The sequence below is a fragment of the Corynebacterium glutamicum ATCC 13032 genome (assembly GCF_000011325.1).
Taxonomy (GTDB): Bacteria; Actinomycetota; Actinomycetes; order Mycobacteriales; family Mycobacteriaceae; genus Corynebacterium; species Corynebacterium glutamicum.
In genome coordinates, this window is record NC_003450.3 from 654,625 (window position 1) to 681,032 (window position 26,408).

Sequence of the window (26,408 nt, forward strand, 5' to 3'; positions counted from 1 at the left end):
GTGGACATTATGACAAATACGCACAGGCGAACCCCAGAACCACATGAGGGCATGAATCCAGTGTCACCAAAACTGACCACGGCCAGGTACCTCACCCGCATTCCATGGCTGCTGATCAGCGCGATTGTGTTTGGGGTGCTTGGAGTTTTTGTGTCTTCGTGGTTTTACGCCGGTGTGATCGTAGTTGCCGTCATTCTTATCTGGCAGCTGTGGCTGATCCCGCAGCAGGTCAAGCGACTGGGATGGCTGGAAACCTCCGATGAGCTGCTGATCACCAAGGGAAAACTGTGGCACACCTTCACGGTTGTTCCCTATGGCCGCATCCAGTTTGTTGATGTCACCGCAGGTCCCCTCGAGCGCGCGTTTGGCATGAAACAAGTGCAATTGCATACCGCGTCGGCGTCCTCTGACTCCACCATTCAAGGCCTGCCTGTCGCGGAAGCCGATGCCTTACGTGAGCGACTGGCTATTAAGGCCCGGGAGAGGATGAGCGGACTATGAGCAGCCTTGAAGGGTTTCGAAAAGTCCACCGCGCCACCCCATTCCTTCGCATCTGGACCATCATCGTCGCAGTTCTCGCGGCATTCGCATTCAATTCCGGCGCATCCGTTTTAAGTTTCATCTGGGGTGTCGTCACCGGCGAATACGGATTCGCAGTGCTGCCGATTCTATTGACCGTCGGTGGCGCCGTCATTGTGGTGGCACTGGCCTGGATTATCACCGGAATTTGGTGGAAAGCCGTCGGATTCCGCATCACCAATGAAGAGGTGCAGCTGCAACGCGGAGTGATCAGCAAAGACCTCCGCACCGCCCGATTTGACCGTATCCAAGCCGTTGACCTGGTGGAATCATTCATCGCCCGTATCTTCCGACTGGCAGAAGTCCGCATCGAAACCGCCGGCGGCAGCGACTCCGCCATCAGCATTGGCTTTTTAAGAAAAAGCGAGGCCGAGGCCCTAAAAAGGGAGCTTCTCGACGCCTCCCAGCACTCAGTCGCCACCACCCCAGCCGGAGTTCCGGCTGAGCCTGGGGTAGGGGAGACCGTTGTAGTTGAGAGCGCGGGCGATGTTCTGGTTCCACAAATCCCCGTGCAACGCACCCTCGCCAGCACCGCCTTATCACTAGCAACCATCATCACCGCGATCGGTATTGTGATTTTGCTCTTCGTTCCTTTCGGAGTGAGCATTGCCGTGCCGTTCTTTGTAGGCATGGTGCCAGCGGTCTGGAACTTGATCGATAAGTCGTGGCAATTCACCGCAACACAGCGCAACGATGTCCTGCATGTCAGCTATGGACTTGCCAACCGCCGCAAACAATCAATCCCACTGGGACGCATCCACGCAGTGAAACTAAAACAGCCATTGCTGTGGCGACTGGTTGGCTGGTGGACCGTGACCGTGACTGTAGTTGGCTACGGCGACACCACCCAAGGCGGAACCTCCAAAATCTTGCCCGTGGGTTCCAAAGAACTCGCACTAAAAGTCCTTGAAGCGGTGGGGCCACTAAACAGCGCCGACATCGCCGAATCTGCAGACCCATCACATATGAGCAGACCCCAGTACACACCACCAGTTGCTGCACGCCTGCTCACACCAGTCGATCGGACCCGCCAAGGCGTCACGTTGATTGGTGTGGCTGGTGCCCCTGGTGCGGTGGTCGTGCATGAAGGCAGATTCATGCCACGTATGTCTGTGATTGATACCTCCCACATCCAAGAACTCACCCTTAAACACGGGCCGATCCAAAGAATACTGGGACTCTCCACCGTTGTGTTTAACCTGGTCCAAGGGCCAGTGGGAATGGCCGCATCGGATCTCAGTGCAGCTGATGGAAAAGAACTTCTCAACATTCTCCGCAACAGAAAACTACCCGCACTGGAATCAGCTCCGCTGGGACAAAACAGCCTGGACTAAGGTGTAATCATGCACATCTCAGATCTTCCCGATAGGTCCCAGGACTACCTGAAGACAATCTGGGACATCACAGAACTCCTTGATGATCAACCAGCAGCACTCGGCGATATCGCCGAAAAAATGAACCAGAAAACTCCTACCGCCTCCGAAGCAATCAAAAAGCTGGCGGCAAGGGGCCTGGTCAACCATGAAAAATATGCTGGTGTCACCCTCACTGAACAGGGCAAAACGCTAGCCATCGACATGGTGCGACGCCACCGCCTGCTGGAAACCTTCCTCCACGATGTTTTGGGATACACCTGGGACGAAGTCCACGCCGATGCAGACCTGTTGGAACATGCAGCCTCTGATCAGCTCATCGAACGCATCGATGCTCACTTGGGTCGTCCACGCAAAGATCCCCACGGCGATCCCATACCAACTGCCGAAGGCGTTATTGAAGAGTCTCCCCGAACCACCCTCGAGGCAGTTCAGCCAGGGGAGACTGTCACGATTTCCAGGGTCAAAGACATTGATCCTGAATTGCTGCGCTACCTCGCGCAATACAACGTCTCACCAGGATGCCGGATCACCGTTGCGTCCGGCCCACTAGCTGGCATGGTGCATGTCGTTGTAGAAGGCACCGACACCAGCTTCCCCCTGGCCGAAACGCAACTGCCATTAATTACAGTGCAGGACTAAGCAGATTCATCATAATGGTGCTCATATTTCCCGATGAGACCAAACCAATCTGAATGATGACCGCCACCGAGAATACGAACAGTAAGAACTTATCGGCAGGACCGTTGGCACGAATGCTTAAAAACTTAGGCAATTTGAGGTTCCACCAGCGTTTGCCCTTCAGCGGAATGACCGGGGCAAATGCTGGGATACCGGCCTTAGTGGCCATATCGCCAGCCAAGTGGGTCAGGCTTCCAACTGTAATGGCGGAGCCTAACACAATGCCGAATGAACTTTCGGGAGCATAATTCCATACTCCCACTGCTAATGCAGCGGAAGCTCCAGTAACTAAAAGCCAATCTGCGTTCTTTGACCATTCAGGCATGAGACCTCTAATGGCGAGCCCGAGGAAGAAAAACAGCAAACCAATCACCGCAGGTTTTCCATAGGCGCCAATTAGCGCTGTGGCACCAGCGCCTGTGGCAGCAGCGCTCCACACCGTATGTGTCAACGTGCGGTGCCCGTTGTTGCAGTGTTTGTCTTTCCTGCCCCTGGTGACATTGACGAAAGTTTGGCAAATATTCTCTGTAAAACGCGAAATCACTTGGGTAATCGGACCAAAAGAACGCGACACCGTGGCCTGCGGTGAATCAAGGTCCGGGAGCAGCGCTGCACCCGCCGCTAAACCCGCATAAATAAAAGCCTCCGTGGCGGTGGTAACCCCACCCCATTCTGCTGGGAGAATTTGAGCAACAGCAAGCCCCACGGCTGCACCGCTCATAGCGTGGGTTGGCCCCATAACCACTTGTGCATCAACTACTTTCACAACTAAAAATTCAAAACTTAAGTGAGTTCAAGAATAAACCAAAGGGTGGACACTTATTCGAACGGGTGCTTGATTTAGGCAACTTGAGCAAAATTCTGCCATTTCGCCTCAAATCGGGCTAGTTTTGAAGCATGAGCGAACGTCAGCTGGAAAAGTCAATTGAGCACGCCGTCGAGTTAGCCCGCGAAGCCCGAAACATCGAAGTTTTTACCGGAGCCGGAATGAGCGCCGACTCCGGGTTGGAAACGTATCGTGATGATAAAACCGGGCTGTGGAGCAACGTAGATCCACAAGCGATGGCAAGTATCGATGCATGGCGCAAAGATCCAGAGCCAATGTGGGCGTGGTATCGCTGGCGCGCCGGGGTGGCAGCTAGGGCAGAACCCAACGCGGGGCATCAAGCTATTTCCTACTGGGAGGGGAGTGACACCGTCGAACACGTTCACATCACCACCCAGAACATTGACAACCTGCACGAGCGAGCTGGCTCTAGCGATGTGACACATCTTCATGGCAGCTTGTTTGAATACAGGTGCTCTGATTGTGCGACTCCATGGGAAGACGATAAAAACTATCCGCAAGAACCCATTGCACGCCTTGCTCCTCCACAATGTGAAAAGTGCGGAGGGCTGATTAGACCAGGTGTGGTGTGGTTTGGTGAGAACCTGCCCGTAGAAGAGTGGGATATTGCAGAGCAACGCATCGCAGAAGCCGATCTCATGATCATTGTGGGTACCTCCGGGATTGTTCATCCTGCAGCAGCACTCCCGCAATTAGCCCAACAACGCGGCGTTCCCATCGTGGAGATCTCCCCAACGCGCACCGAACTTAGCCGGATCGCAGACTTCACCTGGATGTCCACCGCAGCCCAAGCGCTACCAGCGTTGATGCGAGGTTTGAGCGCCTAACATGACTGAAGATGACTTAGATCTGCTGCACCGCACAGTAGAACTAGCCACCCAGGCACTCAAGCAGGGAAACAGTCCTTATGGATCCCTGCTGGTTGATCCCTTCGGCGCGGTCGTTTTTGAAGACCACAACCGAGATGCCGATGGGGATCTGACCAAGCACCCGGAATTCGCCATCGCCAAATATGCGATCGAAAATTACAGTGCATCAGAACGTGCTGCGTGCACTGTTTATACCTCGACGGAACATTGCGCGATGTGCGCCGGTGCCCATGCGTGGGCTGGACTGGGCAAAATTTACTGCGCCACCACAGGTGGGCAAACAGCCGCTTGGTACGCAAAGTGGGGTGCAGAATCTGGGCCTTTGAACCCGATTTCAGCGGACAAAATTAGCCCGAACATATCCATCGAAGGACCTGCTTCCAGATTTGAGGAAGTCCTGTATGAACTGCATCGATGGTTTTATTTAGGGCAGTCTCCGAATAAGGCTCTTTAGCGCTGGGCATGTGACTTTAAAAGCGCACTAAGAGCTCGTCAATTCTTTAAAACAAGCTGAGAATGTGAATAATAGGATAGGTTAACCTGATTCGATTAGAAAACGGAGATTTGTCGTGCAATCCCGCCTGTCCAAAATCCTGCGCAGTAGCGTCGTAGGCGTTGCTGTCCTAGCCCTGTTAGCTGGGTGTTCTAACAATGCAGATGACACCGACGCTGATTCAACATCCACGGGAAACTCCGCTTTTCCTGTTTCGATTGAACACGAGTTCGGAACCACCACAATCGATGATGTACCCGAAAGAGTTGTCACCCTTGGCGTTACCGACGCCGATATTGTCCTCGCATTGGGGACCGTCCCAGTAGGCAACACCGGATACAAATTCTTCGAAAACGGATTGGGACCGTGGACTGATGAGTTAGTGGAAGGCAAAGAATTAACACTGCTTGACTCTGATTCCACACCAGATCTTGAACAAGTAGCAGCCCTGGAGCCAGACCTGATTATTGGAGTCTCTGCGGGGTTTGACGACGTTGTATACGAGCAACTATCTGATATCGCACCGGTGGTCGCCCGTCCAGCGGGAACAGCTGCATACGCAGTAGCTCGCGAGGAAGCTACCAACCTTGTTGCCCGTGCGATGGGGCAATCAGAAAAAGGACAAGAGCTCAATGAGGAAACAGATGCTCTGATCCAAGCTGCGCGTGATGAAAATCCTTCTTTTGACGGTAAAACAGGAACCGTCATCTTGCCATACCAGGGTAAATACGGTGCCTACCTGCCAGGCGATGCACGGGGACAATTCCTCGATTCACTTGGCATTTCGCTGCCGGAAGCAGTTCTTTCGCGAGACACCGGCGACAGCTTCTTTGTCGATGTCCCCGCTGAAAGCGTCAAAGACGTAGACGGTGATGTTCTCCTCGTGCTTTCCAACGACGAAAATCTGGATATCACAGCAGAGAATCCACTGTTTGAAACACTCAACGTTGTGCAAAAAGACGCAGTAATTGTGGCAACAACCGAAGAACGCGGGGCGATTACCTACAACTCAGTGCTGTCTGTTCCTTTTGCGTTGGAACATCTCGCACCACGTATTGCTGAGGCTTTGAAGTAAAACTCAACTACTCGAGCACAATCAAAAAAGAAGCACCCCGGAGAATCTATCCCCGGGGTGCTTTTTAAATGAGGCACATGCCTGCCCCAGAAGCCCAGCAAAAAACTAAACCCCACCCACAAATCCGAGTTGACGCCATGCTTCATAGGTCGCTACCGCCGCGGAATTTGAAAGGTTCATGGAACGCCTACCGGGAAGCATGGGGATCCGAAGCTCACTGGTGATTCGGGAATGCTCAACATGTTCTTGAGGGAGTCCTGTTGGTTCAGTTCCAAAAAGGAGTGCATCGCCAGGTTCAAAAGCGATATCGGTGAAGCGGGTATTGGCCGTTGTGGTGAAGGCAAATACGCGACCAGGGACTGCAGCCATGGCTTCATCGAAGGTTGCATGCACTGTGACATCGGCTAAGTCGTGGTAGTCAAGGCCTGCTCGGCGAAGGTGCTTTTCTGTCAGCTCAAAGCCTAAAGGTTCAACAAGGTGCAGGTGAGCGCCTGTTCCTGCACACATTCGGATGGCGTTTCCGGTGTTGGGAGGGATGACAGGATTGTCGAAGATAACGTGAAGTGGGTGTTCCGGCATGTGTTTGATTGTAAGGCCTTGGAAAAGGGTGGAATAATAGCGGGCGTGACTGCAATCAAACTTGATGGAAACTTATACCGCGGGGAAATTTTCGCCGACTTGGAACAGCGCGTTGCTGCGTTGAAGGAGAAAGGGATTGTGCCGGGGCTTGCCACCGTGCTGGTGGGTGATGACCCAGCGAGCCACTCTTACGTGAAGATGAAGCATCGTGACTGTGAGCAGATTGGTGTGAACTCGATCCGTAAGGATCTGCCTGCTGATGTCACGCAGGAAGAGCTTTTCGCTGTCATCGATGAACTGAACAACGATGATTCTTGCACTGGTTACATTGTGCAGCTTCCTTTGCCTAAGCACTTGGACGAAAACGCTGTGCTGGAGCGCATTGATCCAGCTAAGGATGCTGATGGCCTGCACCCTGTAAACCTGGGCAAGCTTGTGCTCAACGAGCCAGCTCCACTGCCATGCACCCCGAATGGTTCCATCAGCTTGTTGCGTCGTTTCGGCGTTGAGCTTGATGGCGCGAAGGTTGTTGTCATTGGCCGTGGCGTCACCGTTGGTCGCCCAATTGGCCTGATGCTGACCCGCCGTTCCGAGAACTCCACGGTTACTTTGTGCCACACTGGCACGAAGGATCTGGCTGCGGAGACCCGTGCGGCTGACGTCATCATTGCTGCAGCTGGTCAGCCGCACATGCTGACCGCAGACATGGTCAAGCCAGGCGCAGCGGTGCTCGATGTCGGCGTCTCCCGCAAGGACGGCAAGTTGCTTGGCGACGTCCACCCCGACGTGTGGGAAGTCGCCGGCGCGGTCTCACCAAACCCAGGCGGCGTTGGCCCTCTGACCCGTGCATTCTTGGTGCACAATGTTGTCGAGCGCGCTGAAAAGCTGGCTGGACTCTAAAAACACATGACTAATCCCGGCAAAAAGCACATCAGTGAAGAGCAACTTCTGGCGAATCCCCATGACGGTGGATTAGCCCCATCGAAGTTTCCCATCAAGGTGCAAAAAGCCGGGATTGTCGTATTCGTACTGGCAGTAGTGGCGGCTTCGGCCTTTGCTCTCACAGAGCACTGGCGCCGAGCCACATTCACACTTGGTGCATCACTGCTGTATCTTTCGCTACTGCGTCTGACCTGTGACTCCAAGATTCTTGGAGTGCTCGCAGTGCGATCGAGGCGTTTTGATGCCATCTACACCGCCATTGTTGGCGGATTGATGACATTCCTTGCTACCTCAGTCGATGCGCTGGGCAGCTAGATTATTTTTCAGAGCGATCTTCCACAGTTTCATCGCGTGAAAGCGCTTCAGCAATCGCTGCACCCTGAGCGGAGCCCTGTGCATGTCCAGCAGCACGGCCTTGGATGATCTCAGCTAGATCAATGCCGGTGGTTTGCTTGACTGATTCAATAATGGATTTCAGTCCAAGTGCTTGTTCACCGGCAAAACGTGAACCCACGGAATTCTCGGATCCTTCTCCACCGGAGAGCACTGTCATGGATCCAATGTTTGCGTATCCAGAGGCGAAGTTGCTCATGAGTTCCGGCAGGATTTCCATGGCTTGCTGGGCGAGTAGTGCTTCTTGGTTTTCGCGGTAGGCCTCGGCCTTTGCCTTGATAGCGTCTGCCTCTGCCTGTCCCTTCAATCGAACAGCTTCGGCTTCAGCCATTGCACGAACCTTTGCAGCGGTAGCTTCGGCTTCTGCGATTTCGACCTGAGCCTGTGCGCGCCTGGTTTGCTCGAAAGTATCGGCTTCGACTTCCTGCTTGCGGCGGTAGCGTTCAGCGTCGGCCACCTTGTTCACTTCGGCTTCCAGCTCGATCTGCTTATTTTCAGCCTGTTGGCGAAGAACCTCTAGTCGAGCTTTTTCATCGGCAAGGCGTTCAGCCTGCATAGCCTGGGCACGGGCTTCACCGACCTGAGCATCAGCGGCAGCCTTGTTGGCATCAAGTTGGGTCTGTTCAACCAGATCTGCCTCTTGGTTAGCAATGCGTGATTTAGCGATCGCACGAGCAGCTTCAGTTTCTGCAATTTCCGCAGCCTGCTTCTTTGCCTGAATTTCCGGTGCGCCGAGGGATTTGATGTATCCCACATCATCGGTGATGCCACGAATCTGGAAGGAGTCAAGAATCAAACCCTGCTTCTCTAGCTCGGGGATGACTGTTTCAGCGATCTGCTCGGAGAATTTTTTACGCTCACGCATGAGCGACGTGACTGTTTGCTGCGCCACGACACCACGAAGCACACCTTCCAGCTGATCCTGTGTGAACCGAACAATTTCTTTGTCACTGGAAGCGAAGCGCTGGGCAGCGCGACGAATAAACTCAGCTTCGGAACCGATCTTCACCAGCGCAACAGCCTCGACATTCAACGTGACATTGTCATCGCTTTGTGCCGTCACCTGCATATTTACCTGACGGGAACGCAGAGAGATCTTCTGGTGAGTCTGGGTAATAGGCATTACCACAGCTTTGCCGTGGACAATGACCTGCGATTCCCCCTTCTTCTTCGCAGAGACAATGAGCGCTTCATCAGCTGCAGCCACCTTGATCCAGGTGCGTGAAGTTAAGAAGAAAATACCGAGGACAATGACCGCGACGACAAGAATCGCCCCAATGACAAATAGTATGGCAATAGCTTCCATAAATGATCACTTGCTTTCTGTGTTGCTGGTTTCTAAAAGGACTGGGCGGAAAAGGGCGGTAGTCAAAGCGGATGCACATGTAGAAAATGACAAGGCTTCAAACACAAGAGCAAAACTCTTTGCCCTAACCAAACTACTATTTTCCGTTTATAAATCACCCTATGGTCATTAATCGGGTGCCCCTGAATAAGCCCAGTTCCGGACTGGTAGGAAACTTAAGAGCTGAAAAATTAGACGGAATGACCGTAGTAGAGAGTGCCTATTTTTGAACCACAGAAGCTCTGAGCGGAAGTATTCGGCATTGACAAACTATTCGAGCACGACTACTCGAGCTATTAGATCCAAACTAAACCAATGCCAGTTAAGGTGACTGAAAAGAGGTCTGAATATTGGGGACTCCCCGTGCAGAGAGTTCAGCGTTTTCAGGCACGCTCTCTTTATAGCTGAAGTCGAGCTCAGGGCCTTTCATCTGGAAGAATGCTGAGCCATCTTTCTGCTCATTCCAAATGATGTAGGTATCACTGAACGTATCAGCGATTTCTTCTTGCTGTTCAGAGCCGGAATCGCCATTGGCAAGGTCGATCCAGTTGGAGGTCATCTTTAAGAACAGGGTCTTTTGCTCTTCAGTGAGCTGTGCTCCTCGCAAACCGGATCCTTGGAGCGCTGCCTGCTGGGTTGGATTGAGGCTTCCCACCAGTTGTTCCGCAGCTTTTTTGATTTGCGATTCCGAATAGGAGGTATCTAACGCCTCAGTGACACTAACGACCTCAGCTGGGCTCAGGCCCAAATGAGCATCCTTGAAAGTGATCTGACCGTCCGGATCGAAAGTGACTTTCAATCCGACAGTTGGTCCATCCAGGGTCAATTCCCAAGAATTCTCGGTGGATGGTTCAGGCGAGAACTTCAGAAAGTGGTGTGGATTATCGCCAGGTTCTTGAGCTACATGCTGAATCACTGCAGAAACCAGCTCGTATGCATGCTCATTGAAGAGGGATTCCAGCACACGCAGCGCGGTAACCTGGTTGGCCCAGGTCAGCGTGCTGATGTCCAGGCCTTCACCGAGCAAGGCGGCGCGTTGCTCCTCGTCAAGATAGTCCAAGAAACCCAGCGCCGTCAGCGAGGTTTCGCGTGAGGCGTTAAACGAGGTTTCATTGCTTATCGACGTCTCCCCAGTCGTTGTCTGCATTGCCGCCGCAACTTTAGTCGGCGGTTCAGGGGAGCTCGTAGCACTGGAAGTTACGGAGGTACATCCGCTTAATCCGAGAGTGCTGGCGACTAGCGTGGTAGCAAAAGCGCCAGCGGCCCGACGAGAGTTCAACAAAGTCACAACTACTTATGTTAGAGATTGTTTTTTGGTTTATCCGGAGGGTTGCCTGTGAGTTGTTTAGAGATCCCTGTCTATTTGTCGTAAATACCTATTAGATGTAGAACTCGATGTAGGTCGAAGGGTTGTCTTCGTCTGGGGAGATGAGGCTGAAGAAGTTCCTCACGATGCGATCCATTTGGCGGCTTTCGGTGAGGAAAGCATCGTGGCCGACAGGGGATACGATTTTTGCCATTGCCAGTAGATTTCCCAGGTTTCTGGAGAGGTGTTCTTGCTGGTGGTAGGGGTACAAAATATCGGTATCTACGCCTGCGACAAGGACTGGAACTTTGATGGATTCGAGTGCCTTGTTGAGGCCTCCGCGGTCGCGACCAATGTCGTGGCGGTTGAGGGCGTCGGTGAGCAAGACGTAGGAGCCGGCGTCGAAACGCTGTACTAGCTTGTCTGCTTGGTAGTCCAAGTAGGATTCCACGGCGAAGCGCTGGTCGGGCTTGCGGTAGGGACCGAGTGGGTTTTCGTTCTTTTGGGCTTTGGTGCCGAAGCGTTCGTCGATTTCTAGTTCGCCACGGTAGGTGAGGTGGGCGATGCGTCGGGCGGCGCCGAGTCCGGTGGCTGGGTTGCAGCCGGATTCGTAGTAGTTGCCTTCGTGCCAGTGGTGGTCGTTTTCAATCGCCTTAATTTGGGCGGATTGAATGCCGATTTGCCAGGCGCTGGCGCGTGCAGAAACTGCAAGAACAGCAGCTGCGCCAACAGTTTCTGGGTACATTGCGGCCCACTCTAGGGTGCGGGCACCACCCATGGAACCACCAAGTACTGCGGCGACCGTGGTGATGCCGAGTGCGTCGAGGAATTGTTTTTCGGCGTTTACCTGATCACGAATGGACGTGGCGGGGAAGCGATTACCCCAGAAATTTCCATCTGGATGCATGGAGCCAGGTCCGGTGGAACCGTTGCAACCACCGATGACGTTGGTACAGATCACGCAGTAAATATCAGTGTTGATGGCTTTGCCGGGACCGAGCAAGTCAGCCCACCAATCGGCTGCGTTGGAATCTCCAGTGAGGGCGTGTTCGATGAGAACGACATTGCTGCGTCCTTCTTTATCTACGCGGTATTCACCCCAGCGGTGATAGGCGATTTCAGCGTTTGTAATGATTGCTCCGGCTTCGGTGGAGACATCACCGATCGCTTGGATTTCAAGTTGACCTGAAGGCGCGAGGGTGGGCATGAAAATAACCGCCTGTTCTGGGTGGACAAGACTAAAACTTCGTCCAGTGTATATGGACAGCTCTGTCTAGTCTAGTTTGCATTCTCACGAGTCTGAAAAAGAAAAACCCAGCGCTTTAAGCACTGGGGTGAGTCTATTTAAAGCTAGATTGCAGCAAAGCCGCCTTCGAGGTCAGCGATGATATCATCAATGGTCTCGATGCCAACGGACAGGCGGACGGTGGACTGGGTAACGCCCGCGCGTGCCAGGCCAGCTTCGTCGGACTGTGAATGGGTGGTGGTTGCTGGGTGAACAACGAGGGAGCGAACATCGCCGATGTTTGCAAGGTTGGAGTGTAGCTTCAGGGCGTCGATAAATGCCCAAGCCTCATCCTTGCCGCCCTTGATCTCGAAGGTGAGAACGGAGCCGGTGTACTTCAGGCCAAGCTTTTCCTTGGTTGCGTACCAAGGGGAATCCTTCAGGCCTGCGAAGTTAACCTTTTCCACCTTCTCGTGGTTGTTGAGGAATTCTGCAACCTTGATGGCGTTTTCGTTGTGGCGCTCCAGGCGCAGGGAAAGGGTGTCGATGCCCTGGACTGCAGCCCATGCGTTGAATGCGGAGAGGGTGGAGCCGGTGTCGCGTAGAAGGCCAACGCGAACCTTGAGGCCGAAGGCTGGTGCACCAAGGTCTGCGTACTTCAATCCGTGGTAAGCAGCATCTGGAGTGACGAAGTAGGGGAATACTGGCTTTCCATCCTTTTCGACAGTCCAATCGAACTTTCCGCCGTCGATAAGCACGCCGCCCAGTCCGGAGCCGTTGCCGGTGTAGAACTTGGTGAGGGAAGCGACGACAACGTCTGCGCCGAGCTCGAGCGGGCGCACGAGCGCTGCGGTAGCGATGGTGTTGTCGATGATCAGTGGAACGCTGTTGCGGTGCGCAACTTCAGCCACCGCAGGAATATCCAGGACGTCTGCCTGTGGGTTGGCGAAAGTCTCGCCGAAGAATGCTTTGGTGTTTGGCTGAACGGCTGCCTGCCAGGACTCAGGGTCGTCGGGGTTTTCCACGAAGGAAACATCGATACCCAGGCGGTTAAGAGTGATAAGGAATAGAGTCTCGGTGCCACCGTAGAGGCGTGGGGAGGTGACGATGTGGTCGCCCGCTCCTGCCAGGTTCAAAATGGCGTTGGTGGTTGCGGCCTGTCCGGAGGAGAACGCTACAGCGTGGACGCCACCTTCGAGGGAAGCGATGCGGTTTTCCAAAGCCTCAACGGTTGGGTTGGTGAGGCGGGAGTAAACAGGGCCTAGATCCTCAAGTGCGAAACGCTGCTTGGCGTGCTCAGCGGAGTCGAACACGAAAGCGGTGGATTGGTAGATCGGAAGGTTTCGTGCGCTGGTCTGTGCGTCTACTGACTGGCCTGCGTGAATGGAGCGGGTTTCAAAGCCCCACTGGTCAGCATTGGAATTGTCGTACTTTGGCATTTGGAGGTCCTTAAGAGTTTTTATTAGGAAATTCTTCTCCCATGCACCCTACTGAACAGCTTGGTCTATTGCAATAGACTGTGTGGTATAAATTTATTCTCGGGTAATTTTCTTGACTTTTTCCAACTGATTTGAAATCGATTGCGTACAGCTAGGGTTATGGGGGTATGACTAGCCCCACTCTAAATGGTGCAGGATGGTATAAATCATCTCTCAATGTTACTTTTCCATTGTTAAGAATTAACAACTCTCGGTGATTTGTCGCATACCCAGCTGTCAAAGATCCGATCATCGGCATACAGAAACACCCATCTGGCCGAACTTTCCTTTTTCTGCATGCATTTCTGCACACAGTTTCTGCCCGCTGTTTCTACGCATAGTGGCTTTGAAACGACCCGAAGAGAAAACAGTAAAGATCGTGACCATAAAACAGACTGACAACATCAATGACGATGATTTGGTGTACAGCAACGCTACTGACCTTCCAGTAGGCGTGAAGAAGTCCCCTAAAATGTCACCGACCGCCCGCGTTGGTCTCCTTGTCTTTGGGGTTATCGCGGCGGTGGGTTGGGGAGCAATCGCTTTCTCCCGTGGCGAAACAATCAACTCTGTGTGGCTGGTTTTGGCGGCAGTTGGTTCCTATATCATTGCGTTTTCTTTCTATGCCCGACTGATTGAATACAAAGTTGTTAAGCCGAAAGATCAGCGAGCAACCCCGGCGGAATACGTTAATGACGGCAAGGACTATGTCCCAACGGATCGTCGTGTGCTTTTTGGCCACCACTTTGCAGCTATTGCAGGTGCCGGTCCATTGGTTGGACCTGTCATGGCCGCGCAGATGGGCTACCTGCCAGGCACCTTGTGGATTATCCTCGGTGTGATTTTCGCCGGTGCAGTGCAGGACTACCTAGTGCTGTGGGTGTCTACTCGTAGGCGTGGACGCTCACTTGGCCAGATGGTTCGTGATGAAATGGGCACGGTCGGTGGAGCTGCCGGTATCTTGGCGACCATCTCCATCATGATCATCATTATCGCGGTGCTCGCATTGATCGTGGTTAATGCACTGGCTGATTCACCATGGGGCGTTTTCTCCATCACCATGACCATCCCAATTGCACTGTTCATGGGTGTGTACTTGCGTTACCTGCGCCCAGGTCGTGTTACTGAAGTGTCCATCATCGGTGTGGCACTGCTCCTGCTGGCTATCGTTGCTGGTGGTTGGGTTGCAGACACCTCATGGGGCGTGGAATGGTTCACCTGGTCTAAGACCACTTTGGCGTTGGCCTTGATCGGTTACGGAATCATGGCTGCGATTTTGCCGGTGTGGCTGCTGCTTGCACCGCGCGATTACCTGTCTACCTTTATGAAGATCGGCGTCATCGGTCTGTTGGCAGTGGGTATTTTGTTCGCACGTCCTGAGGTGCAGATGCCTTCCGTGACCTCCTTCGCACTTGAGGGCAACGGTCCGGTGTTCTCTGGAAGTCTGTTCCCATTCCTGTTCATCACGATTGCCTGTGGTGCACTGTCTGGTTTCCACGCACTGATTTCTTCAGGAACCACACCAAAGCTTGTGGAGAAGGAATCCCAGATGCGCATGCTCGGCTACGGCGGCATGTTGATGGAATCTTTCGTGGCGATGATGGCACTGATCACCGCTGTTATTCTGGATCGTCACCTGTACTTCTCCATGAACGCTCCGCTGGCACTGACTGGTGGAGATCCAGCAACCGCAGCTGAGTGGGTTAACTCCATTGGGCTGACAGGTGCGGATATCACCCCGGAACAGCTGTCGGAAGCTGCTGAAAGTGTCGGAGAATCCACTGTTATTTCCCGTACCGGTGGCGCACCAACCTTGGCGTTCGGTATGTCTGAAATCCTCTCCGGATTCATCGGCGGCGCTGGAATGAAGGCGTTCTGGTACCACTTCGCCATCATGTTTGAGGCTCTGTTCATCCTCACTACTGTGGATGCAGGTACTCGTGTGGCTCGCTTTATGATGACCGATACCTTGGGCAATGTTCCAGGTCTGCGCCGTTTCAAGGATCCTTCATGGACTGTCGGTAACTGGATTTCTACCGTGTTTGTGTGTGCTCTATGGGGTGCTATTTTGCTCATGGGTGTTACCGATCCACTGGGCGGCATCAACGTGCTTTTCCCACTATTCGGTATCGCTAACCAGCTGCTCGCCGCTATTGCACTTGCTCTCGTGCTGGTTGTTGTGGTGAAGAAGGGCCTGTACAAGTGGGCGTGGATTCCAGCTGTTCCTTTGGCATGGGATCTCATTGTCACGATGACTGCGTCATGGCAGAAGATTTTCCACTCTGATCCGGCTATTGGCTACTGGGCTCAGAACGCGAACTTCCGCGATGCAAAGTCTCAAGGCCTTACCGAATTTGGTGCCGCTAAATCTCCTGAGGCAATCGATGCGGTTATCCGAAACACCATGATTCAGGGCATCTTGTCCATCCTGTTCGCGGTGCTCGTCCTCGTTGTTGTCGGCGCAGCCATTGCGGTGTGCATCAAGTCCATCAGGGCTCGTGCAGCCGGAACACCTTTGGAGACCACTGAAGAGCCTGATACTGAATCTGAGTTCTTCGCCCCAACTGGATTCCTTGCATCTTCCAGGGATAAGGAAGTCCAGGCCATGTGGGACGAGCGCTACCCAGGCGGTGCGCCCGTGTCTTCTGGAGGGCACTAAAACATGATGGCTCTTACTCATGCACTGTGGAAAATCCCGCGGGCGGTGTGGTGGTATCTCACTGAGCTCATGGGGGACACGGCGTATTCCAAGTATGTGGTGCACTTAAAGCACCACCATCCGGATGCTCCGATTCCTACTGAGCGGGAGTATTGGCGGGCAAAGTATGCAGATCAGGACGCTAATCCTGGTGCCCGCTGCTGCTAGATAAAACGAAAAGGCGCGTTGATTCTTAACTGAGTCAACGCGCCTTTTATCTGTGGCAGGAAGCGATTAGCCGCGAACCAAACCAGGTGACCGAAAAACTTCCGCCACTCAATTTTCGGCCACATAGGACAGTTATCAGCGCTCGAAACCAGTCCATATGACCGAAGAACTCTCAAAACTTCTCCCGTAGGTCACCTGGTTTGGAATGAAGAGCGAGGCCACCCCAAAAAAGACTTTGCTTATCGACGCCTCCCTCCAGCGTCCAAGAATATGCCCCCGCGCGCCGGGTGGGGAGCGAAGGGAACCCCCAAGGAATTGGCGTTGAGGTGGTGATTTTGCATGTTTTACTCAAAATCACTTTGATGGTCACAAAATTACACAACTTTTACAGTGACCTACATTGCTTTTTAAAGAATTAGTGTGGTGTGCAACATTAGTTCGTTGAGAAGGAGTCACATTCCAGCCATGATTAACCACGAAGTGCGCACCCACCGTTCTGCGGAAGAGTTCCCGTACGAGGAGCACCTGGCTCACAAGATCGCTCGCGTTGCAGCCGACCCAGTTGAGGTTGCTGCGGACACTCAGGAAATGATCATCAACCGCATCATCGACAATGCATCGGTGCAGGCAGCTTCCGTGTTGCGTCGACCAGTTAGCTCTGCCCGTGCGATGGCACAGGTCAGGCCAGTTACCGATGGTCGGGGTGCATCTGTTTTCGGTCTGCCAGGACGTTATGCCGCGGAATGGGCTGCGCTTGCTAACGGCACTGCGGTGCGTGAGCTTGATTTCCATGACACGTTCCTCGCTGCGGAATACTCCCACCCAGGAGATAACATTCCTCCGATTTTGGCTGCAGCACAGCAGGCTGGAAAAGGTGGCAAGGATCTGATCCGTGGCATCGCTACTGGGTATGAGATTCAGGTTAACTTGGTGCGTGGAATGTGCCTGCATGAGCACAAGATTGATCACGTTGCTCATCTTGGACCATCAGCGGCTGCTGGTATCGGAACCTTGCTAGACCTAGATGTGGAACACCATCTACCAGGCAATTGGTCAGGCATTGCACACCACCACGGCGACGAGGCAGTCCCGTAAAGGTGCGATTTCTTCATGGAAGGCATTTGCTCCTGCGTTTGCGGGCAAGATGTCCATCGAGGCAGTAGATCGCGCAATGCGTGGCGAGGGCGCACCGTCACCAATCTGGGAAGGCGAAGACGGCGTAATCGCGTGGCTGCTGTCCGGTCTTGATCACATCTACACCATTCCTTTGCCTGCAGAAGGTGAAGCCAAACGAGCAATCTTGGATACCTACACCAAGGAACACTCGGCGGAATACCAGTCACAGGCACCGATCGACTTGGCGCGCAGCATGGGGGAGAAGCTGGCAGCACAGGGCTTGGACCTGCGTGATGTGGACTCCATCGTTTTGCACACCTCCCACCACACTCACTACGTGATCGGCACCGGATCTAATGATCCACAGAAGTTCGATCCAGATGCATCGCGAGAAACCCTTGATCACTCCATCATGTACATTTTCGCTGTCGCGCTGGAGGATCGCGCGTGGCACCACGAGCGTTCCTATGCTCCTGAGCGAGCCCACCGCCGAGAGACCATCGAGCTGTGGAACAAGATTTCCACGGTGGAGGATCCTGAATGGACCAGGCGTTACCACTCCGTTGATCCTGCAGAAAAGGCCTTCGGCGCACGCGCAGTGATCACCTTCAAGGATGGAACCGTCGTGGAAGATGAACTGGCTGTGGCGGATGCGCATCCTCTGGGAGCACGGCCTTTCGCTAGGGAGCAGTACATTCAGAAATTCCGCACCTTGGCTGAAGGTGTTGTGTCCGAAAAGGAACAGGATCGCTTCTTGGATGCGGCACAGCGTACGCACGAGCTTGAGGATCTTTCAGAACTCAACATTGAATTGGATGCCGATATTTTGGCCAAGGCTCCTGTGATTCCGGAAGGACTGTTCTGATGGCGGGTTTGTTTTCCTCTGCTGTTGCACCAACGGAGCGTCGAAAAGCATTACGCGCGGCACTGGCTGCGCCTGAAATTGCCCGCATGCCTGGTGCATTCTCCCCGCTGGCGGCGCGCGCAATCCAGGAAGCCGGATTTGAAGGCGTGTACGTCTCGGGCGCCGTCGTGGCGGCTGACCTTGCATTGCCGGATATCGGCTTGACCACATTGACCGAAGTGGCGCACCGCTCCCGGCAGATCGCACGCGTGACAGACTTGCCCGTGCTGGTCGACGCCGACACCGGCTTCGGCGAACCCATGTCCGCAGCGCGCACCGTCTCCGAACTCGAAGATGCAGGTGTCGCGGGCTGCCACCTGGAAGATCAAGTCAACCCCAAACGCTGTGGGCACCTGGACGGAAAAGAAGTAGTGGGCACGGACATCATGGTTCGTCGCATCGCCGCAGCTGTCAACGAGCGTCGCGATGAGCAATTCGTCATCTGCGCTCGCACCGACGCCGCGGGAGTGGAAGGCATCGACTCCGCGATCGAGCGCGCCAAAGCTTACGCGGATGCCGGCGCCGACATGATCTTCACCGAAGCGCTGTACAGCCCTGCAGATTTTGAAAAATTCCGCGCGGCCGTCGACATTCCGCTGCTGGCCAACATGACGGAATTTGGCAAAACCGAACTTCTGCCCGCGCAGCTTCTGGAAGACATCGGATACAACGCAGTGATCTACCCAGTGACCCTGCTGCGCATTGCGATGGGACAGGTCGAACAAGCTCTCGGCGACATTGCAAACACCGGAATCCAAACCGACTGGGTCGACCGGATGCAACACCGATCCAGGCTGTATGAGCTGCTGCGCTACAACGAGTACAACGCTTTCGACCAGCAAGTATTCACCTATTCCGCTGACAGCTACAAGCCCATCTTCTAACCCGCCTATATATAAGGAGTGAATCACCATGTCCAGCGCCACAACCACTGATGTTCGCAAAGGGCTCTACGGAGTCATCGCCGATTACACGGCCGTTTCCAAAGTCATGCCAGAGACCAATTCACTGACCTACCGTGGCTACGCGGTGGAAGATTTGGTGGAAAACTGCAGCTTCGAGGAGGTGTTTTACCTCCTGTGGCACGGCGAGCTGCCCACTGCGCAACAACTTGCGGAGTTCAATGAGCGTGGCCGTTCCTACCGCTCCCTGGATGCCGGTTTGATCTCCCTGATCCACTCTTTGCCCAAAGAAGCCCACCCGATGGATGTTATGCGCACCGCGGTGTCCTACATGGGCACCAAGGATTCCGAGTATTTCACCACCGATTCTGAGCACATCCGCAAAGTTGGCCACACCTTGTTGGCGCAGCTTCCGATGGTGCTAGCCATGGATATTCGTCGCCGCAAGGGCCTCGATATCATCGCCCCTGACTCCAGCAAGTCAGTCGCCGAAAACCTGCTGTCTATGGTGTTTGGTACTGGCCCGGAATCACCTGCATCCAACCCAGCTGACGTCCGCGATTTTGAGAAATCACTGATCCTCTACGCCGAGCACTCCTTCAACGCCTCCACCTTCACCGCCCGCGTGATCACCTCCACCAAATCGGATGTGTACTCCGCAATCACCGGCGCGATCGGTGCTCTCAAGGGCCCATTGCACGGTGGCGCCAACGAGTTTGTCATGCACACCATGTTGGCGATCGACGATCCCAACAAGGCCGCCGCCTGGATCAACAACGCTTTGGACAACAAGAATGTGGTCATGGGCTTTGGCCACCGCGTGTACAAGCGCGGCGATTCCCGCGTGCCATCAATGGAGAAGTCCTTCCGGGAATTAGCTGCCCGCCACGACGGCGAAAAGTGGGTTGCCATGTATGAAAACATGCGCGACGCCATGGACGCCCGCACCGGCATCAAGCCGAATCTCGATTTCCCTGCTGGCCCTGCCTACCACCTGCTCGGTTTCCCGGTCGATTTCTTCACCCCGCTGTTCGTCATCGCCCGCGTCGCCGGCTGGACGGCCCACATCGTGGAGCAGTACGAAAACAACTCGCTCATCCGCCCACTGTCCGAGTACAACGGCGAGGAGCAGCGCGAGGTCGCGCCCATTGAAAAGCGCTAAAAGATTTTCGCTTTTCGACGCCCCCTCCCACTCATTTCAGCCATGGTGCAACATTCTCGTCCCCACCATGTTCTTCTGACTCCCGGGAAGAACATGTTTCGCCACCGCTTCGCGCCACACGTAAAAATGCGGCGCGCAGCGGTGGGCATCAAGAGCCGCTTGATCCGCGTAAAGTTCGAAGAAACTGAAATGAAGCTCATCATCAACATCTTGTGAAACGTCGAAATACACGCAACCTTCTTCATCCTGAAAGCTGCGCTGCGCATTCTCCGAAATGGCGTTGAGGAATTCCTCTAGATGGCCAGGTTTAACGCGCAGATCAACGGTGAGTTACAACATGGTTCTCGATTGCCAGTTCTTGCAGTTCCATCCACGTTTTTTCAGGCAATGAAATACCGTGCGCAGAGTTTTTCCGATGCGCACGGTCTTCCGATTCACCGGGGTAGAAAATCTCCTCGGTGTTTTGTGCTTTCGGAGTGGATTTAACTTCCCCAACCAGATCGCTGAGTGCGTCATCGAAATCTTGTGGATCGCGAAACGCTGCAACATCCAACGCGATGAACAAGTGGCCAGCTCCACCTGGGGGAGTGGGATCATACGGACCATGTACCTTGGTGCTGTGCTGGGAACCAGTGAGAACTCCAGAAAGCACATCCATCATGAAGCTAATCGCATAACCTTTGTGACCAGCCATGGGAAGGACGACACCGTTGATTGCCTCAGCAGGATCCGTGGTGGGTGCGCCCTCACTCGTGATCGCCCAAGTCTCAGGAATGGGCATGTTTGTCTGTCGTGCGTGGTAGATCTTTCCGCGCGCAACCGCAGTATTGGCTATATCGACTACCGTAGCCGTTTCTCCAAAAGGTGCCGCAATAGACCATGGGTTGGTACCGATCCGTTTTTCTCTGCCACCCCAGGGCGCCATCGCCGGAGATGCATTGGTGGTGAGAATGGAAACACATCCTTGCGCTGCCGCTTTCCGGGTGTAGTACATGGCAGTTCCAAAATGATTGGAGTTGCGCACCGACACCGCACCGATGCCGAACATCATTGCCCTAGTCACTGCTTCTTTACGAGCATGATCAGCTAAAACTTGGCCGATTCCATTGTGTCCATCCAACGCCAACACGGCACCCAAATCATTGAGAACCTCCACGTGTGCATGTGTAGTCATCGCGCCACTGTGGAGTCTGCGCACATACCAAGGCAGTCGAAGCACACCGTGGGAGGGGTGACCCCAAAGATCAGCCTGCACCAAACTATCACCGACAAGATGGGCGTCTGCTGCAGGTACTCCAGTTTTGGTGAGGATGTCTGTGCAGAGAACAGTGAGTTGTTGGGCGTTGACAGTGACTTCTGGCATGAATCCCTCAATTCGGTTTAGGTATACCGAAATGTATACCAGCAATAGGTATAGGCGCAACCCCCTTTAATCGCCATCAGTGCACGCTGGTTCTAAGACCTAATATCAATGCCCTGCGAGCCCGTAGAATCAGCATTAATCAATGCGGTCAAAATGCTCTTTTCTACATGGATCAGGTGCTGTCTACACGCAGCGCCTGCCGACCTTAAATCTCCTGAGGCCACAGCTTCACACATTTCAATATGTTCCTGAACCGATTGGCGCAGACGCGCATGATCGGAATGCGCAATGATCCGCAGCCTCGTGGTGTGCGGTTTTAAACTTAAGATGCTGCGTCCAAGGAATTGGTTGTGAGTATTTGCTGCAACAAGATCATCAAACTTACTGGTCAATCGCCTAAAATCGGCGGTGAAATCTGCATCGTCTGCAGAGTTTTCCAGCTCTCGAAAATCTGCCGCCAACGTAGAAAACTCACCAAAGATACGCGGTGATTTACTCGCTCCAACAGAGATTTCCTCAAGCGCTGCGACCTCGACGATCCTGCGGAACTCAAACAGATCCTTAATGTGGCGAAGCGAAAGTGGCGACACCATAGGCGCCTGACGTGGCTCCAAAATGATCAACTCGTCTGCGGCTAACCGGCGGAGAGCATCCCGGACTGGGGTTCTCGAAGCGCCGGTGTGTTCAACCAGCCACACTTCCGACATTCGTTGCCCAGGATTTAAGGTTCCATCTTCGATTTCACGACGAATCTGTGTGTATACCTGATCTGCTTTTCTCGTAGCAGGGGAGGCCTGGGCATCTTTTTGGACCATGACAACACCTTAGTACACCGAAATTTAGACTATTTGTGACACTGGGTTGCAGAAAGTGGATGCTAGGTTGGGGGAGACGTCGACAAGCAATTTTTTGCTTGGCGTATTACTGGCTGTGCTTGGACTGCTTCCTTGAGTTAGTCCACGCCCTGATCCCGAGGACGATGACCGCCAAAGCGATGGCGCCTCCAATCAGGATGTACTGCAGTGGGATTGGGCGGGCGTCATCGATGGCATCGATGCAGTTTTGGAAATCCTCTTTAAGAGCGGTTTGGGATTCGTTGTAATCATCGGTGCGGTCGGCGAATACTTCGGCGCGGATTTCTGCGGTGCGGGTGCCGGTGGTGGCGGCTTGTTGAAGTTGGCTGAGTACATCGCTGGCTGGATCGCTGGAGAATCCGCTGATGATGTCTTTGGCTTCGTCGTATGTGTACTCCGTTTTGAAACTTTCCTCGGCGTTGGGGTCTGCCAGCGTGGGATCGTCTGGGAGGAGCATGGCTAGGCCTTCGCCGGATTCGATGGCATCGAGGCGTACTTGCAGTTCAGCAGCAGTTGGGGCGTTGTCATCTTGGGCGATGTAGCTTTCAATCGCCGCTTTGATTCCTGGATCTTGGGCGTCTAGTTCGTCGAGGCGTTGTTCGCGCACGGAGTCTTCAATGGAGTTCCAGAAGGTAACCACCGCGGAATCGTCGGTGTTGCTGGCGATGCACAATTCCTTGTCGGTGTCGGCGGTGAGTGTGGCAGCAGATGCTGTTGGGATGCTCACGGCGGTGGTGATAAGAAGTGCGGGAAGAACTCGAGAAAAACGCATGTGCCCATTATGGCAATAAAAATATGAAAAAGCGCTGTGCTTCCATGTGAGGAAGCACAGCGCTTTTTGTGAAGAGACTTTACTTCTTCAGTGCGTCAACGATCTCGTTGAACTGTGCGACTGGGCGCATGATGTTGGTGAGCTTCTCCTCGTTAGGGGAGTAGTAGCCACCAAGGTCAGTTGCTCCACCCTGAACTGCGAGCAGTGCAGCATCGATGTCTGCAGCGCCTGTGTTCAGTGCTTCTGCGACTGGTGCGAAGGTAGCAGCCAGATCTGCGTCCTCGGTCTGAGCAGCGAGCTCGTCAGCCCAGAACTTGGTCAGCCAGAAGTGGGAGCCACGGTTGTCGATCTCGCCAACCTTGCGGGATGGGGACTTCTCTTCGTTCAGCAGCTTCTCAGTTGCCTTGTCCAGAGCGTCAGCCAGAACGCCGGCCTTGGTGTTGCCGTTGTTGTTGAGCTCGTGGCGGAAGGACTCAGCCAGTGCGAGGAACTCACCGAGGGAATCCCAACGCAGGTGGTTTTCTTCCTGAACCTGCTGGACGTGCTTAGGAGCAGATCCACCAGCACCGGTCTCGAACAGTCCGCCGCCAGCCATCAAAGGAACGACAGACAGCATCTTTGCAGAGGTGCCCAGCTCCAGGATTGGGAAGAGGTCGGTGTTGTAGTCACGCAGAACGTTACCGGTGACAGAGATGGTGTCCTCGCCACGGCGGATGCGGTCGATGGAGAGCTGGGTTGCCTCAACAGGGGAGAGGATCTGGATGTCCAGGCCCTCGGTGTCGTGGTCAGCCAGGTACTTCTCAACGAGGGAAGCCAGGTTGCGGTCGTGTGCGCGCTCTGGATCCAACCAGAACACTGCAGGCATTCCGGAGAGACGGGAGCGGGTGACAGCAAGCTTTACCCAATCCTGGATTGGGGCATCCTTGACCTGGCATGCACGCCAGATGTCATTTGCCTCAACGTCGTGCTCGATGAGAACGTCGCCGTTGGAGGAAACAACCTGAACCACACCGTCTGCTTCGATGCGGAAGGTCTTGTCATGGGAGCCGTACTCTTCAGCCTTCTGAGCCATCAGACCAACGTTAGGGACGGTACCCATGGTGGTTGGATCGAATGCGCCGTTCTTGCGGCAGTCTTCGATAACGGTCTGGTAGACGCCAGCGTAGGAGGAGTCTGGGATGATTGCCAGGGTGTCCTGCTCCTGGTCGTCTTTGTTCCACATGTGGCCGGAGGTACGAATCATTGCTGGCATGGAAGCGTCCACGATGACATCGGAAGGGACATGCAGGTTGGTGATGCCGCGAGCGGAGTTAACCATGGCCAGGTCTGGGCCGTCTTCCAAGCCCTTCTCGAATGCAGCCTTGATTTCTTCGCCGTTGTCCAGGGACTCCAAGCCGGAGAGGATTGCAGCGAGGCCGTTTTCGCCGTTGAGGCCAGCTGCGAGCAGCTGCTCACCGTACTGTGCGAAAACGTCTGCGAAGTAAGCGCGCACAACGTGGCCGAAGATGATTGGGTCGGAGACCTTCATCATGGTGGCCTTCAGGTGTGCGGAGAAGAGGATACCTTCTGCCTTTGCGCGAGCGACCTGCTCGAGAAGGAATGCGTCCAGTGCCTTTGCGGACAGAACGGTTCCGTCTAGAACTTCGCCTTCAAGAAGCTTGAGGCTGTCCTTGAGGATGGTCTCGGTGCCGTCAGCTGCGATGTGCTTGATCTGAACTTCATCAGCAGCGTCGAGGATGATGGACTTCTCGTTGTGGCGGAAGTCGTTTGCATCCATGGTTGCAACGTTGGTCTTGGAATCTGCAGACCACTCGCCCATGCGGTGTGGGAACTTCTTAACAAAGTTCTTGACAGCGATTGGTGCGCGGCGGTCAGAGTTGCCTTCACGCAGCACTGGGTTCACAGCGGAACCCTTAACAGCGTTGTAGCGTGCGAGGATGTCTTTTTCCTCGTCGGTGGTGGCGTTATCAGGCAGTTCTGGGATGTCGTAGCCCTGGTCCTGCAGTTCCTTAATAGCAGCCTTGAGCTGTGGAACAGAAGCGGAGATGTTTGGAAGCTTAATGATGTTTGCTTCAGGAGTCTTAGCAAGCTCGCCGAGTTCTGCGAGTGCGTTGCCTACCTTCTGATCTTCGGTGAGGCGCTCTGGGAACTGGGCGAGGATGCGTCCAGCGAGTGAAATGTCCCGGGTCTCGACCTCAATGCCCGCGGTAGCAGCAAATGCCTCGACGACCGGCTTCAGCGAGTAGGTCGCGAGCAGCGGTGCTTCGTCGGTGCGGGTCCAGATGATCTTAGCCATGAGTCTCCTTGGTTGATGGGCTCTTTTGTTCAGCTACCTAGAATACAGTGTTCTACTAATTGCTGGCGCCTATGGTGGCAGTTTCAGCCCCGCATGGAAACGCCGTGTTTCCAATACCCCATGAATGCCACTTGGGAACGGTCGAGGCCTTTCTCTTTCACTAGAGATCGACGAATGCTGGTCACGACACCACTTTCGCCAGCAATCCAGTAGTAGTCGCCTGAACGTGGGTTGGATTCTGTGATCTGTTCGCCAGTGGCGGAGAACACAGGAGTCTCCCACACAAGTTCGCCTTCGGAGGTGGCTGCAGCTTCTGTTTCTTCATGGTGGAGGGCCAGGGTTTCCATCAACAATTCACCGTGCTTGCGGCCGTTGCGGGGCAGCCATTTCACATCGATGGAGGAAGGTCCCTCGATGGCAAGTGCATCGTCATCTGAGGGGATTTCGATCATGGCGGTTCCTGGAATATCGGAATCTGCGAGGTCTTCGAGGATGCGCGCGATTGCGGGTGCTGCGGTTTCATCGCCTGCCAAGATCACCTTGGTGGCTGCACCGGGAGCGAATTCAATGCCACCCATATATTCAGCATCGAGTCGTGGTGCCACAATCAAAATTTCATCACCAGCTGCAGCAGACGCCGCCCACGTGGATGCAGGTCCGGTGAGCCCCGGCGCGATGTGGAGGACGAAATCGACGGTCATGCGGGTGGCTTCTTCGGTGCGCTCCAGTGAGCGGATGGAGTAGGTGCGCATGACGCCGCGGGAGTCTTCGGGAAGTTTGGCCCATTCTTCGTACCAGAGTCCTTCTTGGGGGAATTCAGGTAGGGGTTGGCCGGGGTTGGGAAAAATGAGTTTGATGCGCTGATCGTAAAGCGGTGTGTCGCTGCCCACCACTTTGAGTTCTGGTCCGGTGAACACAATCCGGATGAAGTTGGGGCTGATCTGGGTTGCGGATTCAACGATGGCGGTTACTGGGGCGGGCATGGTGT

At 54.2% G+C, this 26,408-nt stretch carries 24 protein-coding genes and 1 pseudogene; 13 read left to right on the forward strand and 12 right to left on the reverse strand.

All coding sequences use genetic code 11. The annotated features are described in order from the left end of the window. Positions 1-51 precede the first annotated feature (51 nt). The 3 genes from CGL_RS03200 to CGL_RS03210 are packed head-to-tail and all read left to right on the forward strand — an operon-like array spanning position 52 to position 2,594. Complete coding sequence (locus tag CGL_RS03200) at positions 52-501, forward strand: PH domain-containing protein (RefSeq protein WP_003860754.1); 450 nt, start codon at positions 52-54, stop codon at positions 499-501. After that, a complete protein-coding gene (locus CGL_RS03205) occupies positions 498-1,913 on the forward strand; it encodes a PH domain-containing protein (RefSeq protein ID WP_011013786.1) in 1,416 nt (471 codons plus the stop codon). Before CGL_RS03200 ends, CGL_RS03205 begins: the two co-directional genes overlap by 4 nt. A gap of 9 nt (positions 1,914-1,922) precedes the next feature. Beyond that, positions 1,923-2,594 carry a metal-dependent transcriptional regulator gene (locus tag CGL_RS03210; RefSeq protein ID WP_003854638.1) on the forward strand — a complete coding sequence of 224 codons (672 nt, stop codon included), beginning with the start codon at positions 1,923-1,925 and terminating at the stop codon, positions 2,592-2,594. Here CGL_RS03210 and CGL_RS03215 read toward each other — a convergent pair. Continuing rightward, a complete protein-coding gene (locus CGL_RS03215) occupies positions 2,578-3,354 on the reverse strand; it encodes a metal-dependent hydrolase (RefSeq protein ID WP_003854639.1) in 777 nt (258 codons plus the stop codon). The genes CGL_RS03210 and CGL_RS03215 overlap by 17 nt on opposite strands. Positions 3,355-3,530: 176 nt before the next feature. Here CGL_RS03215 and CGL_RS03220 point away from each other — a divergent pair, with 176 nt between their 5' ends. From CGL_RS03220 to CGL_RS03230, 3 genes are all read left to right on the forward strand, one after another. Next, positions 3,531-4,307, forward strand: coding sequence for an SIR2 family NAD-dependent protein deacylase (locus tag CGL_RS03220; protein WP_003854640.1), 777 nt, complete (start codon positions 3,531-3,533; stop codon positions 4,305-4,307). A 1-nt stretch (position 4,308) separates the two neighbouring features. Then, positions 4,309-4,803: a nucleoside deaminase gene (locus tag CGL_RS03225; protein ID WP_011013788.1), complete on the forward strand. Its 495-nt coding sequence runs from the start codon at positions 4,309-4,311 to the stop codon at positions 4,801-4,803. A 115-nt stretch (positions 4,804-4,918) separates the two neighbouring features. Then, positions 4,919-5,917 (forward strand): iron-siderophore ABC transporter substrate-binding protein, encoded by a 999-nt coding sequence (locus CGL_RS03230; protein ID WP_011013789.1) that lies wholly within the window; start codon positions 4,919-4,921, stop codon positions 5,915-5,917. Positions 5,918-6,022: 105 nt separating this feature from the next. Here CGL_RS03230 and CGL_RS03235 read toward each other — a convergent pair whose 3' ends face one another. Then, entirely contained in the window at positions 6,023-6,496 is a 474-nt protein-coding gene (locus CGL_RS03235; protein ID WP_003854647.1) for a tRNA (cytidine(34)-2'-O)-methyltransferase, read from the reverse strand. Between the two features lie 45 nt (positions 6,497-6,541). Between CGL_RS03235 and CGL_RS03240 the strand changes: the two genes are divergently transcribed. Together CGL_RS03240 and CGL_RS03245 are read left to right on the forward strand one after the other, a co-directional pair. Then, positions 6,542-7,396 carry a bifunctional methylenetetrahydrofolate dehydrogenase/methenyltetrahydrofolate cyclohydrolase gene (locus CGL_RS03240; protein WP_003860764.1) on the forward strand — a complete coding sequence of 285 codons (855 nt, stop codon included), beginning with the start codon at positions 6,542-6,544 and terminating at the stop codon, positions 7,394-7,396. A gap of 6 nt (positions 7,397-7,402) precedes the next feature. Beyond that, positions 7,403-7,753, forward strand: coding sequence for a DUF3017 domain-containing protein (locus tag CGL_RS03245; RefSeq protein WP_011013790.1), 351 nt, complete (start codon positions 7,403-7,405; stop codon positions 7,751-7,753). Position 7,754: 1 nt separating this feature from the next. Here CGL_RS03245 and CGL_RS03250 read toward each other — a convergent pair whose 3' ends face one another. The 4 genes from CGL_RS03250 to CGL_RS03265 form a co-directional block, all read right to left on the reverse strand. Next, the gene (locus CGL_RS03250; protein ID WP_011013791.1) at positions 7,755-9,137 is read right to left on the reverse strand and encodes an SPFH domain-containing protein; all 1,383 of its coding nucleotides are present in this window, start codon (positions 9,135-9,137) and stop codon (positions 7,755-7,757) included. 361 nt (positions 9,138-9,498) lie between these two features. Beyond that, complete coding sequence (locus CGL_RS03255; RefSeq protein ID WP_011013792.1) at positions 9,499-10,323, reverse strand: DUF3500 domain-containing protein; 825 nt, start codon at positions 10,321-10,323, stop codon at positions 9,499-9,501. 232 nt (positions 10,324-10,555) lie between these two features. After that, positions 10,556-11,689, reverse strand: a complete 1,134-nt coding sequence (locus tag CGL_RS03260) for a homoserine O-acetyltransferase MetX (protein WP_011013793.1) — start codon at positions 11,687-11,689, stop codon at positions 10,556-10,558. 143 nt (positions 11,690-11,832) lie between these two features. Continuing rightward, positions 11,833-13,146, reverse strand: coding sequence for an O-acetylhomoserine/O-acetylserine sulfhydrylase (locus tag CGL_RS03265; protein ID WP_003854667.1), 1,314 nt, complete (start codon positions 13,144-13,146; stop codon positions 11,833-11,835). 418 nt (positions 13,147-13,564) lie between these two features. On the opposite strand from CGL_RS03265, the gene CGL_RS03270 reads away from it, so the two are divergent. The 5 genes and pseudogenes from CGL_RS03270 to CGL_RS03290 all read left to right on the forward strand — a co-directional run bounded on the left by CGL_RS03270 (position 13,565) and on the right by CGL_RS03290 (position 20,135). Next, positions 13,565-15,844, forward strand: coding sequence for a carbon starvation CstA family protein (locus CGL_RS03270; protein ID WP_003860780.1), 2,280 nt, complete (start codon positions 13,565-13,567; stop codon positions 15,842-15,844). A 3-nt stretch (positions 15,845-15,847) separates the two neighbouring features. Further along, complete coding sequence (locus tag CGL_RS03275) at positions 15,848-16,051, forward strand: YbdD/YjiX family protein (protein WP_003854670.1); 204 nt, start codon at positions 15,848-15,850, stop codon at positions 16,049-16,051. A 465-nt stretch (positions 16,052-16,516) separates the two neighbouring features. Continuing rightward, a pseudogene (prpD, locus tag CGL_RS03280) lies at positions 16,517-18,032 on the forward strand (2-methylcitrate dehydratase PrpD). Beyond that, on the forward strand, positions 18,032-18,955 hold the full coding sequence (gene prpB, locus CGL_RS03285) for a methylisocitrate lyase (protein ID WP_011265603.1): 924 nt from the start codon (positions 18,032-18,034) through the stop codon (positions 18,953-18,955). Before prpD ends, prpB begins: the two are co-directional and overlap by 1 nt. Before the next feature lie 28 nt (positions 18,956-18,983). Then, a complete protein-coding gene (locus CGL_RS03290) occupies positions 18,984-20,135 on the forward strand; it encodes a bifunctional 2-methylcitrate synthase/citrate synthase (RefSeq protein ID WP_011013797.1) in 1,152 nt (383 codons plus the stop codon). Positions 20,136-20,171: 36 nt separating this feature from the next. Here CGL_RS03290 and CGL_RS03295 read toward each other — a convergent pair whose 3' ends face one another. From CGL_RS03295 to CGL_RS03320, 6 genes are all read right to left on the reverse strand, one after another. Further along, positions 20,172-20,453, reverse strand: coding sequence for a putative quinol monooxygenase (locus tag CGL_RS03295; RefSeq protein WP_020948527.1), 282 nt, complete (start codon positions 20,451-20,453; stop codon positions 20,172-20,174). 1 nt (position 20,454) lies between these two features. Next, positions 20,455-21,498 (reverse strand): Ldh family oxidoreductase, encoded by a 1,044-nt coding sequence (locus CGL_RS03300; protein WP_011013798.1) that lies wholly within the window; start codon positions 21,496-21,498, stop codon positions 20,455-20,457. A gap of 92 nt (positions 21,499-21,590) precedes the next feature. Further along, a complete protein-coding gene (locus CGL_RS03305; protein WP_003860791.1) occupies positions 21,591-22,313 on the reverse strand; it encodes a GntR family transcriptional regulator in 723 nt (240 codons plus the stop codon). 106 nt (positions 22,314-22,419) lie between these two features. Continuing rightward, positions 22,420-23,124, reverse strand: a complete 705-nt coding sequence (locus tag CGL_RS03310) for a hypothetical protein (protein ID WP_011013799.1) — start codon at positions 23,122-23,124, stop codon at positions 22,420-22,422. Between the two features lie 79 nt (positions 23,125-23,203). Beyond that, complete coding sequence (locus CGL_RS03315; protein ID WP_011013800.1) at positions 23,204-25,420, reverse strand: NADP-dependent isocitrate dehydrogenase; 2,217 nt, start codon at positions 25,418-25,420, stop codon at positions 23,204-23,206. Positions 25,421-25,503: 83 nt separating this feature from the next. Then, positions 25,504-26,403 (reverse strand): siderophore-interacting protein, encoded by a 900-nt coding sequence (locus CGL_RS03320; RefSeq protein WP_011013801.1) that lies wholly within the window; start codon positions 26,401-26,403, stop codon positions 25,504-25,506. Between the last annotated feature and the right edge of the window lie 5 nt (positions 26,404-26,408).

What these genes read in the sequence shown, in the direction of transcription:
- CGL_RS03200 (WP_003860754.1), top strand. Translation starts at nt 52, where the DNA reads ATGAATCCAGTGTCACCAAAACTGACCACGGCCAGGTACCTCACCCGC.
- CGL_RS03205 (WP_011013786.1), top strand. Translation starts at nt 498, where the DNA reads ATGAGCAGCCTTGAAGGGTTTCGAAAAGTCCACCGCGCCACCCCATTC.
- CGL_RS03210 (WP_003854638.1), top strand. Translation starts at nt 1,923, where the DNA reads ATGCACATCTCAGATCTTCCCGATAGGTCCCAGGACTACCTGAAGACA.
- CGL_RS03215 (WP_003854639.1), bottom strand. Translation starts at nt 3,354, where the DNA reads ATGAGCGGTGCAGCCGTGGGGCTTGCTGTTGCTCAAATTCTCCCAGCA.
- CGL_RS03220 (WP_003854640.1), top strand. Translation starts at nt 3,531, where the DNA reads ATGAGCGAACGTCAGCTGGAAAAGTCAATTGAGCACGCCGTCGAGTTA.
- CGL_RS03225 (WP_011013788.1), top strand. Translation starts at nt 4,309, where the DNA reads ATGACTGAAGATGACTTAGATCTGCTGCACCGCACAGTAGAACTAGCC.
- CGL_RS03235 (WP_003854647.1), bottom strand. Translation starts at nt 6,496, where the DNA reads ATGCCGGAACACCCACTTCACGTTATCTTCGACAATCCTGTCATCCCT.
- CGL_RS03245 (WP_011013790.1), top strand. Translation starts at nt 7,403, where the DNA reads ATGACTAATCCCGGCAAAAAGCACATCAGTGAAGAGCAACTTCTGGCG.
- CGL_RS03250 (WP_011013791.1), bottom strand. Translation starts at nt 9,137, where the DNA reads ATGGAAGCTATTGCCATACTATTTGTCATTGGGGCGATTCTTGTCGTC.
- CGL_RS03255 (WP_011013792.1), bottom strand. Translation starts at nt 10,323, where the DNA reads ATGCAGACAACGACTGGGGAGACGTCGATAAGCAATGAAACCTCGTTT.
- CGL_RS03260 (WP_011013793.1), bottom strand. Translation starts at nt 11,689, where the DNA reads ATGCCCACCCTCGCGCCTTCAGGTCAACTTGAAATCCAAGCGATCGGT.
- CGL_RS03265 (WP_003854667.1), bottom strand. Translation starts at nt 13,146, where the DNA reads ATGCCAAAGTACGACAATTCCAATGCTGACCAGTGGGGCTTTGAAACC.
- CGL_RS03275 (WP_003854670.1), top strand. Translation starts at nt 15,848, where the DNA reads ATGATGGCTCTTACTCATGCACTGTGGAAAATCCCGCGGGCGGTGTGG.
- prpB (WP_011265603.1), top strand. Translation starts at nt 18,032, where the DNA reads ATGGCGGGTTTGTTTTCCTCTGCTGTTGCACCAACGGAGCGTCGAAAA.
- CGL_RS03290 (WP_011013797.1), top strand. Translation starts at nt 18,984, where the DNA reads ATGTCCAGCGCCACAACCACTGATGTTCGCAAAGGGCTCTACGGAGTC.
- CGL_RS03300 (WP_011013798.1), bottom strand. Translation starts at nt 21,498, where the DNA reads ATGCCAGAAGTCACTGTCAACGCCCAACAACTCACTGTTCTCTGCACA.
- CGL_RS03305 (WP_003860791.1), bottom strand. Translation starts at nt 22,313, where the DNA reads ATGGTCCAAAAAGATGCCCAGGCCTCCCCTGCTACGAGAAAAGCAGAT.
- CGL_RS03310 (WP_011013799.1), bottom strand. Translation starts at nt 23,124, where the DNA reads ATGCGTTTTTCTCGAGTTCTTCCCGCACTTCTTATCACCACCGCCGTG.
- CGL_RS03315 (WP_011013800.1), bottom strand. Translation starts at nt 25,420, where the DNA reads ATGGCTAAGATCATCTGGACCCGCACCGACGAAGCACCGCTGCTCGCG.
- CGL_RS03320 (WP_011013801.1), bottom strand. Translation starts at nt 26,403, where the DNA reads ATGCCCGCCCCAGTAACCGCCATCGTTGAATCCGCAACCCAGATCAGC.